Origin of the sequence: Brevibacillus sp. MER 51 (assembly GCF_023714195.1) — a bacterium.
In the GTDB taxonomy this organism is placed as follows: Bacteria; Bacillota; Bacilli; order Brevibacillales; family Brevibacillaceae; genus Brevibacillus.
In genome coordinates, this window is the sequence record NZ_JAMAUS010000002.1 from 230,187 (window position 1) to 245,750 (window position 15,564).

At 47.8% G+C, this 15,564-nt stretch carries 15 protein-coding genes; 3 read left to right on the forward strand and 12 right to left on the reverse strand.

Annotation, left to right across the window (positions count from 1 at the left end):
• The first annotated feature begins 196 nt into the window (after positions 1-196).
• Positions 197-691, forward strand: a complete 495-nt coding sequence (locus tag M3630_RS05485) for a DinB family protein (RefSeq protein WP_251251665.1) — start codon at positions 197-199, stop codon at positions 689-691.
• Between the two features lie 65 nt (positions 692-756).
• On the opposite strand, the gene M3630_RS05490 is transcribed toward M3630_RS05485, so the two are convergent.
• From M3630_RS05490 to M3630_RS05525, 8 genes are all read right to left on the reverse strand, one after another.
• Positions 757-1,317, reverse strand: a complete 561-nt coding sequence (locus M3630_RS05490) for a short-chain dehydrogenase (RefSeq protein ID WP_251251492.1) — start codon at positions 1,315-1,317, stop codon at positions 757-759.
• A gap of 23 nt (positions 1,318-1,340) precedes the next feature.
• The gene (gene dtd / locus M3630_RS05495) at positions 1,341-1,778 is read right to left on the reverse strand and encodes a D-aminoacyl-tRNA deacylase (protein ID WP_251251493.1); all 438 of its coding nucleotides are present in this window, start codon (positions 1,776-1,778) and stop codon (positions 1,341-1,343) included.
• 51 nt (positions 1,779-1,829) lie between these two features.
• Positions 1,830-4,001, reverse strand: coding sequence for a RelA/SpoT family protein (locus M3630_RS05500; protein ID WP_017247578.1), 2,172 nt, complete (start codon positions 3,999-4,001; stop codon positions 1,830-1,832).
• A gap of 383 nt (positions 4,002-4,384) precedes the next feature.
• Positions 4,385-4,897 (reverse strand): adenine phosphoribosyltransferase, encoded by a 513-nt coding sequence (locus M3630_RS05505; protein ID WP_173608447.1) that lies wholly within the window; start codon positions 4,895-4,897, stop codon positions 4,385-4,387.
• Positions 4,898-4,909: 12 nt separating this feature from the next.
• The gene (recJ, locus tag M3630_RS05510; RefSeq protein ID WP_251251494.1) at positions 4,910-7,255 is read right to left on the reverse strand and encodes a single-stranded-DNA-specific exonuclease RecJ; all 2,346 of its coding nucleotides are present in this window, start codon (positions 7,253-7,255) and stop codon (positions 4,910-4,912) included.
• Between the two features lie 163 nt (positions 7,256-7,418).
• Entirely contained in the window at positions 7,419-8,342 is a 924-nt protein-coding gene (gene secF / locus M3630_RS05515; RefSeq protein WP_173608449.1) for a protein translocase subunit SecF, read from the reverse strand.
• Positions 8,332-9,570 carry a protein translocase subunit SecD gene (gene secD, locus M3630_RS05520; protein ID WP_251251495.1) on the reverse strand — a complete coding sequence of 413 codons (1,239 nt, stop codon included), beginning with the start codon at positions 9,568-9,570 and terminating at the stop codon, positions 8,332-8,334. Before secD ends, secF begins: the two co-directional genes overlap by 11 nt.
• A 185-nt stretch (positions 9,571-9,755) precedes the next feature.
• Positions 9,756-9,992, reverse strand: coding sequence for a post-transcriptional regulator (locus M3630_RS05525; protein ID WP_173608451.1), 237 nt, complete (start codon positions 9,990-9,992; stop codon positions 9,756-9,758).
• 87 nt (positions 9,993-10,079) lie between these two features.
• Here M3630_RS05525 and spoVB point away from each other — a divergent pair, with 87 nt between their 5' ends.
• On the forward strand, positions 10,080-11,666 hold the full coding sequence (spoVB, locus tag M3630_RS05530) for a stage V sporulation protein B (RefSeq protein ID WP_251251496.1): 1,587 nt from the start codon (positions 10,080-10,082) through the stop codon (positions 11,664-11,666).
• Between the two features lie 3 nt (positions 11,667-11,669).
• Here the strand turns inward: spoVB and M3630_RS05535 are convergent, their stop codons facing one another.
• Both M3630_RS05535 and corA read right to left on the reverse strand, forming a co-directional pair.
• On the reverse strand, positions 11,670-12,383 hold the full coding sequence (locus M3630_RS05535) for a DUF421 domain-containing protein (protein ID WP_251251497.1): 714 nt from the start codon (positions 12,381-12,383) through the stop codon (positions 11,670-11,672).
• A gap of 68 nt (positions 12,384-12,451) precedes the next feature.
• On the reverse strand, positions 12,452-13,429 hold the full coding sequence (gene corA, locus M3630_RS05540) for a magnesium/cobalt transporter CorA (protein ID WP_007717563.1): 978 nt from the start codon (positions 13,427-13,429) through the stop codon (positions 12,452-12,454).
• Positions 13,430-13,559: 130 nt separating this feature from the next.
• Here corA and M3630_RS05545 point away from each other — a divergent pair, with 130 nt between their 5' ends.
• Positions 13,560-13,976, forward strand: coding sequence for a TIGR04086 family membrane protein (locus tag M3630_RS05545; protein ID WP_232774105.1), 417 nt, complete (start codon positions 13,560-13,562; stop codon positions 13,974-13,976).
• Between the two features lie 49 nt (positions 13,977-14,025).
• Here M3630_RS05545 and yajC read toward each other — a convergent pair whose 3' ends face one another.
• Together yajC and tgt are read right to left on the reverse strand one after the other, a co-directional pair.
• Positions 14,026-14,346 carry a preprotein translocase subunit YajC gene (gene yajC, locus M3630_RS05550; protein WP_173608455.1) on the reverse strand — a complete coding sequence of 107 codons (321 nt, stop codon included), beginning with the start codon at positions 14,344-14,346 and terminating at the stop codon, positions 14,026-14,028.
• Positions 14,347-14,364: 18 nt separating this feature from the next.
• Complete coding sequence (gene tgt / locus M3630_RS05555) at positions 14,365-15,495, reverse strand: tRNA guanosine(34) transglycosylase Tgt (protein WP_012685587.1); 1,131 nt, start codon at positions 15,493-15,495, stop codon at positions 14,365-14,367.
• Positions 15,496-15,564 lie beyond the last annotated feature (69 nt).

The window sequence follows — 15,564 nt, forward strand, 5'->3', positions numbered from 1 at the left end:
GCTCACTCGTATGGAGGTTGTTTTATGGCCTATCCAATCGCATTAAGGCAGGACTGGCAGGAATTCCCAAATTATTTGCGAATATCATAAGGCATCGAAAGGAGTGATGACGGATGAAAAACAATCACAATATCAGTAATCGCACGGTATGGACGCAGGTGATCACAAGTTAACCTTTGAAAATGGAGTGATTTCTATTAAGACCATGTTTGAGTACAATTGGATGGTTCGTGAAGAATGGATGAAATGGTGTGAGGATGTTCCGCTGGAAGAATTGCTTCGTCCGCGCCTCGGAGGTGTCGGGGGTATTTTGCATACACTGTTCCATATCATTGATGTAGAGTGGAGCTGGATTCAAGTCATGTTGGGAAGGCCTGATTTTCAAGAAAGCTTCAACCTTTACAAACGGTTGGAAAAGGTTCGTGAGCTGGAGGCGACTTTCCGCCCTGATGTGCTTCAATTTTTGCGCAATTGGGATGAAAGTATGGAAACAAGAGCCTTTCAGGATACGAAACCAGACGGTAGCATCGCTACGTACACATGGGGTGAAATTATGCGGCACATGATTGCTCATGAAATCCACCATGTCGGACAACTTTCGATATGGGCACGAGAAATCGGGAAAAAACCGATTTCTGCAAACCTAATTGGCAAAAATCTAATCCTCCCAACAGCCACTTACATTCACTGACCCGATTTCGTACTGAAACGACAAAAACGATTGCATTCGGCAATCGTTTTTTGTATTTGACTTCGTTATAAGGATGAATAAGCGGGGCGTTTTTCCCATGGCTCGACCTGACCAACGATTATCTGTTGTTCATTTGTTTGCAGAGCGTTAATCACCCCAGCCGCAATTTCATCATTCGTCAGCCAGCGTGAATGCTCACCTGAACATGTAAACCCGAGGATGACCCGTCGATAATGGCAAACTTCTGATGTAGGTTCTTTCCGTGAATTTTTCCAAGCACCGCTCCCACACACATGCAGCAATTGCCAGTGCTTCTCAGGACGCGACAGTTCTTCCACGATCACCGAGAGTGCATGCGGTGCAGTCGAATGAATCCACGCGACAACCACATCCATCGGTCCTCTCTTCTCTACGAGCTCGGCCATAGCCTGACGCAAGCTGTTTGTTTGATGATAGTCCTGTGGCAGCAAATGAATCGACTCTGGATGAATGGAACCGTCTCTGATACGACTTAATTTGACTGGATCCCGACCAAGTACAGTTACTTGATAGCCTTGGCGAGCCAGCCATCGGGAGACCTCTGCAAGCATGCCACTCGCACCGATAACCAATGCTTCTTGCGCCATGATTTCATCCCCCTTGGTTGTGTTTATGATTCCACAATCAATGTGACAGGGCCATCATTTAACAGACGCACGTCCATCATTGCACCAAAGCGTCCTGTTTCCACATGGAGCCCTTTTTCCCGCAGCTTGGCGTTAAACAGCTCGTACAGCGGTTCAGCCTGCTCAGGTCGTGCGGCAGCCATGAAGTTGGGTCTTCTGCCCTTTCTGCAATCCCCATACAGCGTAAATTGTGATACGGACAAAATTTGACCACCCTTGTCTAAAACAGAGAAGTTCATTTTGCCTTCCTCATCTTCAAAAATACGCAAGTTCGCAATTTTGTCTGCGACAAATTCTATTTCTTTTTCTGTGTCTTCATGCGTAATTCCTACCAGCAGCATTAAGCCGTAATCAATTTGTCCGACGATCTCTCCTGCTACGGTAACACTCGCTTCTCTCGTTCTTTGTACGACAACTCTCACACTGACTCATCCTTCCTCTTAGCTAAACAAGAACACCCAATCCACGAAGGATCAGGTGCTCAGTATCCGGCGAACCGAATATATATCTTTGATGCGCTTAATGCGCTCTACTACTTTCAGCAAATGATCCACATTGCTAATCGAGATGGTCATGTGAATCGTTGCCACTCGGTTTTTATCGGACTTGCCACTGACAGCCGCAATATTCGTCTTTGTCTCAGCCACAACCTGCAATACATCGTTTAACAGTCCGCTCCGATCATTGCCTGTGATCTCGATCTCTACATGGAAATTATGTTTGAAATCGGTATCCCATTCGACATCAATCAGACGCTCTGTACATTCGTCAGTCAGTACGTTCGGACAGTCCAGTCGATGCACCGATACCCCACGACCTCTCGTAATGAAACCGATAATCTGGTCGCCGGGGACAGGTGTACAACAACGAGAAATACGGACGAGCAAATTATCCAAGCCACGGACTTTGACGCCAGACTCACTCTTGGCAGAACGATTTGCTGGATTCGGTTTGACCTCAGGAATGGTCGGGTTTTGTTCTTCGCGCTCCCGACGGAGTTTGTCCAGGAGACGAGTCGCTATTTGCGAAGCCGTAATGCCGCCATAGCCGACTGCGGCAAACATGTCTTCTGCCCCTTGGAAATTAAAACGGGCTGCCGCTTCCTTCAGGTTCGTTTCCGTCATCGCTTCTTTTACATCAAAGCTGCGCGATTTGATCTCCGCTTCCACCATCTGCTGACCTTTGGCGACGTTCTCTTCCCGCTTCTCTTTTTTAAACCACTGTTTAATTTTATTTCGAGCGTGCGCAGATTTGGCCATCTTGAGCCAGTCCTGACTAGGACCGTACGAGTGCTTGGACGTCAGGATTTCGACGATATCGCCTGTTTTCATCGCGTAGTCGAGCGGTACAATCTTGCCGTTCACTTTGGCGCCAATCGTTCTGTTTCCTACCGCAGAGTGAATCCGATAGGAGAAGTCCAGCGGTACAGAGCCTTTTGGCAGCTCAACGACATCACCTTTTGGCGTAAAGACGAAAACCGTATCGGAGAAAAGATCCTGCTTGAGACTCTCCATGAATTCTTGCGCGTTCGGAGCTTCTTCTGACCCACCTTCGATAATCTCCCGCAGGCTCCCCAGCTTCTCTGCAAACGAGCCTTGCACGATGCTTTTGCCTTCCTTGTACGCCCAGTGAGCCGCGATCCCGATCTCTGCTGTCTGGTGCATATCCCACGTGCGGATTTGCACTTCCAATGGCTCACCTTTTGGCCCAATCACTGTCGTATGAAGAGATTGGTACATGTTCGTCTTTGGCATGGCAATGTAATCTTTGAATCGACCTGGCATCGGCTTCCACAGGGTATGCACGATACCGAGAACCGCATAACAGTCGCGGATGTCATTCACGATGATCCGCAATGCAAGCAGGTCATAAATCTCGTTGAACTGCTTGTTTTGTCTCGTCATCTTTTTAAAGATGCTGTAGATATGCTTCGGACGTCCCGAAATTTCTGCCTCAATGTTTAACTCGCCCAGCTTTTCTCTGATCGTATCCGAAGCTTCATTCAGGTAGGCTTCTCGTTCCACCCGTTTCTTTTGCATCAGATTCACAATCCGATAGTACTGTTGCGGATTCAAATACCGAAGCGCTGTATCTTCCAGTTCCCATTTGACGGAAGCGATCCCCAAGCGATGAGCGAGTGGCGCAAAGATTTCCAGCGTTTCATCGGAAATCTCTCGTTGCTTCTCCTCGGACATGTGCCGAAGTGTCCTCATGTTGTGCAGACGGTCTGCCAGCTTGATCATGATGACGCGGATGTCCTGTGCCATGGCAACCAGCATCTTGCGGTGGTTTTCGGCGAGCTGTTCTTCTTTGGACTTGTATTTAATTTTTTCCAGCTTGGTCACACCATCTACCAGAAGAGCAACATCTGGTCCGAACTGCTCACGGAGGTGATCAAGCGTAATCTCGGTATCCTCTACGACATCATGCAAAAATCCAGCCGCAATCGTAACCGCATCCATGTGCAGGTTTGCGAGAATTCCCGCCACGGCGATTGGATGCATAATGTAAGGAACACCTGATTTGCGTATTTGCCCTTCATGCGCTTTTTCGGCAAGCTGATAGGCACGTGTAATCAGGTCCATATCCGATTGTGATAAATAGGTGCTTGCTTTTTTTACTATCTCATCAATGCCGGTAATCATAGTTCCCTTCCCTTATCCTCTCAGTAAAATAACCTCGATCGAGGCCTTCTCACGGAGGAGCGACCGCATTATAGCGGAAAGTTTCACCGAAGTATTGCCGGAAGCAGAAGCTGAGGCACTTCGTGATGCGCTCCGGAAAGTTTAAGCCTGGACGCATTTCGCACTGTGAAGCACTTGAACTTTCCTATACGACTAGAAAACTTGGGCGTTGCCAAGTCTTTTGGCGCAGGCGAAGGCTTACTTGCACGTATCATGTCTGTCTATTTCATACTATTATCTTGTATGTCGTTCGTCTTGTAAAGCTGAATTCCCCTGTAAAGTATGTACAGTCGTAGAAAAAAGAAAAAAACGGGCATTTGACCCGTTTTTCCTTGTTGCATCAATTAATATTGAACGAGCGATTTGACAGGAATTTCACCTATTTTGCTACGTCCATCCAAGTAGGACAGTTCGATAAAGAAGGCAGCTCCTACTACTTTTCCTCCGAGTTGCTCAATCAAATTGATTGTTGTCTCAATGGTTCCACCTGTCGCCAGCAAATCGTCTGCAATCAGAACACGCTGACCTGGTTGGATCGCATCTACGTGTACGGCCAATGCATCTTTTCCATACTCCAGGTCGTAATCCGCCTTGATGGATTCATATGGCAGCTTGCCAGACTTGCGGATTGGTACAAAGCCAATTCCCATTTCGTACGACAATGGCGCACCTACTACGAATCCACGAGCTTCTGGACCCGCAATCACATCTGCTTGTACTTCACGAGCGAAGACCGCCAAGTCTTGAATCGCAGCTTTGTAAGCAGGGCCATCTTTCAACAGAGTAGTGATGTCCTTGAAACGAATCCCTGGCTGTGGAAAATCTGGGATAACACGAATGTATTGTTTAAAATCCATGAAAAATTCCTCCTAAACGGTGGTTGGTTCCACCAATTGATGAAGCGCTTGAATCATTGCATCGGAAGAAGATAGTAATAAATCCGTAGCAAGTTGTGCCTCTTCCTTCCAATTCGTATAGAGCACAGAGCTCTCGAGCGGCCTTTTGGCAGTGTTTGCCTGCAGCGTGTACTGCTCGGCCTCCTCTACTAAAAACTCCAGCTCCATAAAGATGGCGATCATGCCGTCTAATAGATTTCTTTTCCATTGCAGCTTTCTTGCCAATGCATCCATATGGATTTTTTTAACAGTTGGCACCTGAACGAAAAACTGGTACAACTGTTTAAAATGATCTCGGCCCGGACAGGAAAGCCGCTCCATTCCTAAATCCGGATCACCAAACAAACAGTAAATGCGCTCCGCTTGTTTGAGCAAGACACGAACCACTTCCAAGTCAGAACGGCGCGTCGGCAAATCATACAAAATCACATTGGATGAGGCTGTAATGTTCCCTTCTCGACCAACCACGAACAAGGAATTCACCTGTTCGCTTGTTGCTTTCGCTGCCAATGATTCATAGCTTTCCTCGCGAAACAGAACAGTCACCGAATTAGACTCCGCCATCACTTGCTGCCATTTCTCTATCTTGTCACGGCTGCCTCGCCAGTCAAATACTTGCTGATGTCCAACAGACAAATCACGGATCGTCAGCTGAGGCTTTCGATTTCCGTTCCATTCGTTTACAGACAATTCTCCCAATACGTGAAAACGTGCCTTGGGCGTTACTCTCTTTGTTACATGTGCCCAGTTGAAGCCAATTGCATCCAAAGAGGTCCCCGCTTTGCTCAATGTACACTTTAAATGATTGTCATCTCGCCCAATGGTGCGCATACCTTGTGTCTCTACTTCTTCTAACAAAACGAGCGGAGTTGGATTCCCCATGCCATATGGGGCGAGCTGTTCGAGTTGCTCCGCTGCGGTCAAACTGATCTCTTCCATGTTCATCGCAACGTCCACTTTGGTCATCGGCGTGAAGTCTTCAGCGGACAACCACTCTCCAGCTAGCTCGTTTAATTTTTGGCGTAATAAGTCGAGATTTTCTACAGGCAAGGTCATCCCCGCTGCCATCGTATGACCGCCATAGTGCGGTAGCCAATCCTTGCAAGCAGTCAGACCTTCATACATATCAAAACCTGCAATGCTCCTCGCCGAGCCTTTTGCCGTTCCTTTTTCCGGATCGATGCCAAGCACAATCGTGGGACGGTAAAAAAGCTCAACCAATCGAGAAGCTACAATCCCTACCACGCCCACGTTCCAGCCTTCTTTAGCCAGAACGAGAACATTGTTCTGGTCTGGCGGATACAGCTCATTCACCATCTGTACAGCTTCCTCGGTCATCGCTGCGACGATTTCCTGACGTTCACGGTTTAAGTCGTCCAGCGCCTGGGCACATTTCTCTGCTTCGTCCATATCCGAAGTCGTCAGCAGTTTCACAGCGGATTCAGCCGTCTCCAGCCTTCCACTTGCATTCAGACGCGGTCCAAGCGCAAAGCCTACATGTCCCGCAGACAGCTCGGTATCGGCTAAGCCACATACTCGGATTAAGGCCTGCAGACCAAGGTTCCTTGTATGATTTAAGCGCTTTAATCCTGCTCGAGCCAGAATGCGATTTTCATCTACCAACGGCACCAGATCCGCTATCGTCCCCAATGCAGCCAAATCTGCCAAATGCAGAGGCGGCTCCTTCAGCAAGGCATGCCCCACTTTAAAGGCGACCCCCACTCCCGCCAACATATCAAACGGGTACGAACAACCAGGCTTCTTGGGATTAATCACAGCAAATGCCTCCGGGATGATTGCCGGAGGTTCGTGATGGTCGGTTACAATGACGTCAAGACCCAACTGGTTCGCGTACGCTACCTGTTCGACTGCACTGATCCCTGTATCGACAGTGATGATCAGTTTATAGCCACTTTGATGCAGATGCGCCAAGGCGTCTTTATGTAACCCATACCCTTCTGTAAAACGGTTGGGAATGTAGTAGTCAAAAACAGCGCCGAGTTGGCGCAGTAGATGTACCATTAGCGATGTGGAGCTAACCCCATCGGCGTCGTAATCGCCGTATATGCAAATCGGTTCTTGCCTCTGAATGGCTTGTTGAATGCGATGCACGCTTTGTTCCATTCCATCCAGCAAGAAAGGGTCATGAAACAATTCTGGACCGGCTTGCAAAAAATCACGAGCCTTTTGTGATGTGTCAATGCCACGTATCACCAGTAGCTTTGATACGAGCGGAGTAAGCTGGCAATCTGCGGCAATACTAGCAGCAAGCTGCTCATCATAGGTGGCCAGTTTCCAGCGTGTTTTCGCTTTCAGCATGGGCTTTCCTCCAATCCTCATTCATTATAGAGGATGGAGCAGGAAGCTGACAACTGCATAAAACATACCGTTTTATGCAAAACTCTCATACGGCTTCAAACTGCGACAAATACAGAAACAGAGAATAGAAAAACCGCAGGGTTCCCTGCGGTTTCGTCCACCTTTACATTCCTTCTTTTTTCTTTTTCATATTCCGTTCTTTCAAATTCACCCATACTTGGGCTGCAATAAAGATGGAGGAATACGTACCACTCACCAGACCGAACAGCAGGGCCAAGGAGAAGTTCTGGATGCTCTCGCTTCCCAAAACAGCCAGTGCAAGAGCTGTGAAGAATACAGTCGCTACCGTGTATACAGAACGGCGCATCGTTTGCCACAGTGACACGTTTACCAGATGTTCAAGTTCAGGAATTGTCTTGGATTTCATCGTTCTCAAGTTTTCCCGAATCCGGTCGAAAATAACGATTTTATCGTTAATCGAGTAACCCAAGATCGTCAGAAGCGCGGCGATAAAGGTAATGTCTACCTCCAACCCGAGGATAGAGAACAATGCAATCGGGATAAACACGTCATGGGCAAGCCCCACGACACATGCAATACCGAACAGCCATTGGAAGCGGATCGCGATGTAGATGGCAATACCCACAGCAGCAATCGCAACCGCAATCCCTGCTTTTTTCACCATCTCTTGCGCAATACTCGGATCAACCGACGAAACCTGTTTCGAGACCTGCTCACCGTATTTTGCTTTGAGAGCCATTTCCACTTTCATCAGTGTGTCAGATGAAATGGTTTGGTCAAAACGTGTATAGGCCTGACCATGATTTTCCCCGTACGGAGTGACCGCGCTGAAATTCACATTAGGAACCTCTTTCTTGATCACTGCTTCTATATCTGTCGGATTGAATTGTTTTCCAATGTAAAGATCCAAGCGAGTTCCTGCCTTGAAGTCAACGCCAAGGTGAAGTCCTTGAAATAGCGTAAACAGAAGGCCGATGATAATAATCACAGAGGAAGCGATGAAAAACTTCCTGCGATTTTTCACGATGTCAAATCTGATTACTGTATGGTCTTTATCATAGCTCACGGATCTCACTCTCCTTTACCCCGAACCAGAACGGCTTTTTAAACATGTTGGAACGGACAACCAGCCAGAGGAGGAAGCGGGACCCAAACACGTTGGTAATGATACTTACGATAATCGTCATCGCCAATACAACAGCGAAGCCTTGTACGGAGCTCGTCCCGAAGAAAAACAGAACGCCCGTTGCAATCAGTGTCGTCACATGAGCATCGATAATCGTAATCAAGGAACGGCGTTCACCTGCACGGAAGGCAGAGAGGACCGTCTTGCCAGAACGAATTTCTTCCTGGATGCGCTCATAGGTAATAATGTTGGCATCCACGGCAATCCCTACCGCCAAAATAAATCCAGCAATACCTGGCAGCGTCAGCGTTGCATGCATCCAGTCGAGTACGACCATACAAAAATAAGTAAATCCAGCCAAGGTAATGTTTGCAATCATACCTGGCATACGGTATACAACTAGCATGAAAATAAAGATCAGCGCAGCCCCGATATACCCTGCATACAAGGTTTTCTCCAGAGCCAGAGTTCCCAAGGAAGCACCCACGGAGGTTACTTGCTTCTCAATCAATTTGGCTGGCATCGCACCGGAATTCAGCAGATCAGCCAATTCCTGTGCCGATTCCTGTGTGTAATTTCCAGTAATTTGCGCGCTACCACCAGAAATGACCGATTGAATGGTCGGATTAGTTTGCATCGTCTCATCCAAAAAGATCGCCATTGGTTTGTGCAGGTTTGCACGTGTGGCGTCTTCTAGCTTCTTCGGGTCAGAGAATTTCAGGGTTACGAGCGGGCGTTTCAGGTCGTCATAACCAACTGCTGCCCCGTTTGGAGCCAAGTCACTTCCCTGCAATATAATCTTGCCATTTTCATCACGGAATGTCAGATGAGCAGGCTTCCCGATCAACTCGCGAAGCTTGTCCTGATCCGCTGATTGTGATGCGATTTGAACGCGAATCCGGTTTGGCAATTCGGTAGTGGTGACTGGCTCAGCCACGCCACCGATGTTAATCCGTCTTTCAATCATGTGTGCTGTTGATTTCAAAAGCTCGATATCAACTTTGTGCCCAGCCTCGAGAGGCTCTACCTCATACAGAATCTCAAACCCGCCCTGCAGGTCCAGACCGAGTGTGATGTTTCCTGCCACCTGCTTGGTCGTTGTTGCTACGAGCGTAGCCAAAAGCCCTACAACGACCAGAAACAGGAGGAATCTTCCCCATTTAATCATAGTAGTAATACCCCTCTTTCCTAACAGGGTCCCGTCCTAGACGAGAAACCAATATGCCCATTATAACGAAGTACAAAAAAACGTGTCAATTATTGCTGGAAAGGTGAACCATGGTAACCAACCCCTTGCATTTTTCGCGACATGTACGTATACGAAGAGGGCGACCAGAAGTTTCTATAAAATCACTAAGAATTTTTATACATTTGTATCATGAGGTAATTCATGTACTTGTTTGGCTTTAGAGACAATATGTCGTTGACAAGCTGGTGGATCGGTGGCATTTCTTTATAGCCGTTCGTGACGCATTCCCAAACATCTTCAGGCGCCACGTTGTCGTACCCCAAAAGAGCAAATTCCTCTGCCTTGCTTACACAAAGGCTTGCCACTTGCCCATACCATTCCTGTTTTTGCGCTTGGTCCATCCTAATTTCCCCCTCAAAGTAGTCATGCCGACAGCGGCACGTCCATATTCTTTACTGAGTGAATTTATCCTTGCAAAGGAGCCTTCCATGAAACAATCCTTCTTTTACGGAACGGTCATCCTCATTATTGCTGGTGGCATCACCAAAGTGTTTGGCTTTGCTCACAGGATCGTGTTGTCGCGCATTATCGGAGCGGAAGGAATGGGGCTTTATCAGATGGTTGTGCCCCTTTTATACTTTCTGATTACTGTGACGACATTCGGACTTCCGGTTGCCATTGCAAAGCAAGTGGCAGAGACGGAAGCAGCTAATAATCCGCAGCAGACTCGCCGGTTTTTGTTACTAGCCTTGTCGGTCGCTGGCGGGATTAGCCTGTTCATTTGCGTCCTGCTCCTCTTGTTCTCTCAATGGATTTCCGGAATGCTATTCACAGACCCTCGTGCACACATCGTTCTGCTTGCAGCCATTCCGGTCATCCCGATTTCCGGCATATCCCTTGTCCTGCGAGGATACTTCCAAGGCAAGCAAAACATGATCCCTACTGCCGTCTCCCAACTCGTGGAGCAAGTCGTACGAATGGCATTGGTCGTTGTCATGACGATGTCGTTTCTTTCGGCAGGCATTGAGTACGCCACAGCAGGGGCTGTCGCCAGCATTATTTTTGGAGAAGCCGCCGGACTCTTGTACATTCTCTGGCAGTATCGCAAAGGCAGCAAAAAAGCAGCAACTCAGCTTTTGGATAAGCCTCTTCTCATGACGGTTTCAGCAAGCAAAAAGAGCTTGTCGCAACTCATCCATGTCGCTCTCCCTGTCACGCTTAGCCGCGTCATCGGCTCCATTGCTTACGTGCTAGAGCCGTTGCTTGTGCCATACGCACTGGTCATTGCAGGCTTTACCACCTCGACTGCTACTGGTTTGTATGGACAGTTTGCAGGGATGGCCGTTCCTTTGCTGCTTTTTCCTACTTTTTTAACGTATTCCTTGTCCGTTTCCCTCGTTCCTGCCGTTGCTGAAGCCGCCTATCAAAAAAATGCTCCACTCGTGCATCGCCGCATTTATCAAGCCATGCGGATTACACTCGTCATCGGAGCACCTTGTACCGTCTTGCTCACTATCTTTGCAGAACCTTTATGTGTCCTGCTTTACGGCAATGAATATCGGGAGGTTGGCGTGCTGTTAAAAGAGCTGGCACCGTTCTCCGTCTTCCTGTTTTTCCAAGCACCGCTTGCCGCCGCCTTGCAAGGTCTCGATTACGCTCAGGTCGTCTTTCGAAATACGCTGATCAGTGCCATTGTCAAAACTGTCGCGATGTTTTTTTTCACGGCTCATCCAGCATTCGGCATTCACGGCGCTGTCATTGCTCTTAATATCGGCATTACGCTTGGGACGTTATTGCATTTTGCTAGCCTGATCAAAAAAATCGGTTTTACGATCGACCTTCGGGAATTCGGCAAAATCGCGATCGCCATGCTACTCATGGGTTATTCCGGTTCCTACATTGCCAAGCACTGGTTTATGGACATTTCGATTGGACAGCTATTGACTGCAAGCACCTTCATTAGCACCTTGCTGTACATTGTCCTGCTCGTCGCCATGCGCGTCTTGGGCAAGCAAGACGTACGTCGCATTCCGTGGATCGGCGAACAACTCGCCGTGTTCTTCCCTCGCCGCTAGCACTTATTGCTGCGGCTTGTCTTTTTTGTCCAAATACATGATGCCACGCTCGTCAATGCTGCAAAAAGACACCTCTCGAATGTCTTTGATTCCGTATTTCCGGATTTCTCGTTTGAGCCAAAGCTCGTTTTGTCCGATCTTGTTCAAGGCCTCCGTTCTCACCTTTCCATCGAGAATCAGGGGGATGGGCAGACCTTTGTACGAGACAGGACCGACCTGTGGCTTCTCCATCAACGCGAGATCTTCCCTCGAGACCTTTTCTTTTTGCTCCTTTAAAAACACACTCATCTGTCCAGTTGGCTCCAACAGCGCAAATTCAACATCCGCAATGTTTTTTACGTCTTTTTGCCGCAGATGTACCATCAAATCATCCATGTTCAAGCGATTGCGACGCATCGCATGTTCCCTGATTTGCCCATTTTCTATAATCAAATCGGCAGAGCCGTCCACTGTATCGCGGAATTTCTTGCTCTTTAATGACAGATAAGCGAAGGCGACTTCCAACAAGGCAATCAACAGCATCGGCAAATAAAACCGAAGAGCAGGCTTATCGACATCCTCAATCGCCAGTGCAGCCATTTCTGCAAGCATGATCGAGATGACCACATCAAAAACGGACAGCTTTCCCAATTCCCGCTTTCCCATTAACCGCACTAAAATCAGGAGGAAAAAATACGAGAAAAGGGTGCGAAGTAACACCATAGTAATATTATCCACTTACGCTGCCCCCCAAAGAACATTTGATAGTAGTGTTCAACAGGGGGCAGGGAAAGTATTAGCACCAATTACAGCCACTTTCGCTTGCGGAAAATGTGAAGCATGGCAAACGTCATGGCTAGCATAATCACGAGTGCCACGATCAGCATATAAGGTTCTGCTTCTTCTCCAAGCCATGCGAAAGTATTCATCCCGAATAGTCCGGTGATAAATGTCAAAGGTAGGATGATCGTGGAGATGATGGTAAGAACTCGCATCGTCTCCGTTGTTTTGGCGCTAATGATGGTGTAGTACGTATCCAACGCACCGTTTACCAGATCACGGAAGGTTTCCGTTGAATCCGAAATCCGCTCCAGGTGGTCTGTTAGGTCGGTGTAGAACGGAACGTTTTCCTCGGAAATATCGAAGGAGTAACGGCCATTGACGTTCGCGAAAATTCTTTTTTGCGGCATAATCACACGCCTGATTAAAATAATTGTTCGCTTCAGCGCCAGGAACTCTTCGGTAATTTCCTCCATCTGATGTTCATAAATCTCGTCCTCCAGCTCGTCAATCCGCACACTAATCCGATCAATAATGGGAAAGTATTCATCGGTAATCCCGTCTACTATGGCATACAGCAAATAGTCGGGACCTCTGTTCAAGTAAGAAATGTTGCGGTGACACATGGCAGCGATCCGACCGATGGTATTCATCGGAGACTTGTGGATCGTCACGATGTAGTTAGGGCCGAGAAAAACGTTCAGTTCTACCGTTGTAATCTCGTCATCGCTTTCTTCATTGTAACGCAGGGCGTGAAAAACGAAGAAATAGTAGTCATCGTACTTGTCTACCTTGGCACGTGGACTGACGTGCAGGCAGTCCTCAATTGCCAGCGGGTGAAAGTCGAAAATCTTGGCAATATAGGGCAGTTCATTGTTTCCCACATCATACAGATCGATCCAGAGCAAATCCTCTGGTGATTTCAGCCATTGATCTTTCGTTGCCAGATCAACGTCGTGAAACATCTTCTGTTCAGAGTGGTTATAAAAGTACGTTTTGATCAATCTTCCTCACCCCCGTCTCGTTCCCCATCCATCATACGAAAATTCCTATCAATGTTCAACGCGAAGATGAATACGTGAGCCAAGCCTCTCATATAGATGTACAAACACTTCCAATAAGGGGGTACATACCGTGCGAAGTGCATCCACCTCTGTACTGACCGGTCTCTTGTATACGACATGTCTTGTTTTAATTGGAGCGTTGCTCGCGACCCTGCTTCTTAGCTTTACCTCGATACGGGAAGGCACGCTGCCCTATTTTACGTACGTGATCAATGCCATCGCCCTCTTGATCGGGGGATTCGTTACAGGACGTCGTTGTGGCGGCAAGGGCTGGTACTACGGCGGACTTACCGGACTCACATACTTCCTCTTCATCCTCTTGATCGGCTTCCTCGGCTTTGACGCACCAATGCAATGGGGGACCTTCCTGTTCTTGTTCGGCGCTTTTGGAGTGGCCGCGTTAGGTGGGATTCTCGGCGTGAATTCGGCCAATTCCAACAACAAGCATAAAGGCAGTAAACCTAAAATTATCAAGCCTCGCCGCTAAAACAAGACAGAAAAAAGCAGGTGGATCACCCACCTGCTTTTCGCATGTATTATTTGGATTCTTCTTTTGTCTCTTCGCTCTTCGCTGGTTCACTCTTTGCAGGTTCGTTGCTGGAAGAAACTACATTGTTGATCGCTCCACGATCAAAAGTAACGTTTACGTTGTGAGCAATACGCAACGTAACTGTATCATCAGACAGTTCTTGGATCGTTCCATGCACTCCACCGATTGTTACGATCTTGTCGCCTTTTTTCAGAGCAGCAAGCATAGCGTTGCGTTGTTTTGCCTTCTTTTGTTGCGGACGAATCAGCAAGAAGTAAAAAATCGCAAACATGATGATAATCGGTAAAAACTGAGTCAAGCCATCCATGAAAAAAATCCCCCTCGATTAAAAAGATCTATCTTCACCCAATCCATATTGAGCGAAAAACTGGTCGCGGAAATCTTGCAAGCGGTCTTCGGCAATAGCCTGACGCACCTGCTCCATTAACTTCACCAAGAAGTGCAGGTTATGGTAGGTAGTTAATCGGATGCCAAAGGTTTCCTCCGACTTGACCAGGTGTCGGATGTAAGCACGTGTGTAATTTTTGCAGGTGTAGCAATCGCAATTTGGATCAAGCGGGGTAAAGTCGCGCGCGTATTTTGCATTGCGGATGACCAGTCTTCCCTGGCTTGTCATGCATGTCCCATTGCGGGCGATTCTTGTCGGCAACACACAATCAAACATGTCGATGCCGCGGATCGCTCCTTCGATAAGAGCATCTGGTGAACCAACCCCCATCAAATAGCGGGCTTTGCTTGTTGGAAGCAGTGGAACGGTATGCTCCAGCACTTCGTACATCAAAGGAAACGGTTCTCCCACGCTCAAACCGCCGATCGCGTATCCTGGGAAATCCATGGAAACGAGATCTCGTGCACTTTGTGCGCGCAAATCGTTGAACATTCCACCTTGAACGATACCAAACAGCGCTTGTTCGTTTGGACGAGTATGCGCCTTCAGACAACGCTCTGCCCAGCGGGTTGTTCGCTCCATTGATTTTTTTACATAATCGTACTCCGCAGGATAAGGAGCACACTCATCGAATGCCATGAAAATATCGGCACCCAACGCGTTTTGAATCTGTGTAGCCTCTTCAGGACCAATAAACAGCTTCTCTCCGTTTAGGTGGGAACGGAAGGATACTCCTTCCTCCGTGATCTTGCGGAGGTTACTAAGGCTAAATACTTGAAAACCGCCGGAATCAGTCAGAATGGCACGGTCCCAATTCATAAAGCCGTGCAGTCCGCCTGCCTCGCGAACAATTTCATGCCCTGGACGAAGAAACAAATGGTACGTATTGCTGAGGATGATGCCCGCACCAATCGCTTTTAACTCCTCGGGGCTCATCGTCTTTACTGTCGCTTGTGTACCGACAGGCATAAAGACAGGGGTGTCAATCGTCCCATGAGGTGTATGTAGCTTACCGAGACGTGCACCAGTTTGCTTGCATGTTTTGATTAACTCGTAGCGTACAGCCAAATCTTTGCACTCCTCAAGCTATGTATGTAAGTCTTACCTATTATAGAAAAACTTCTGGGTGAAGTAAAC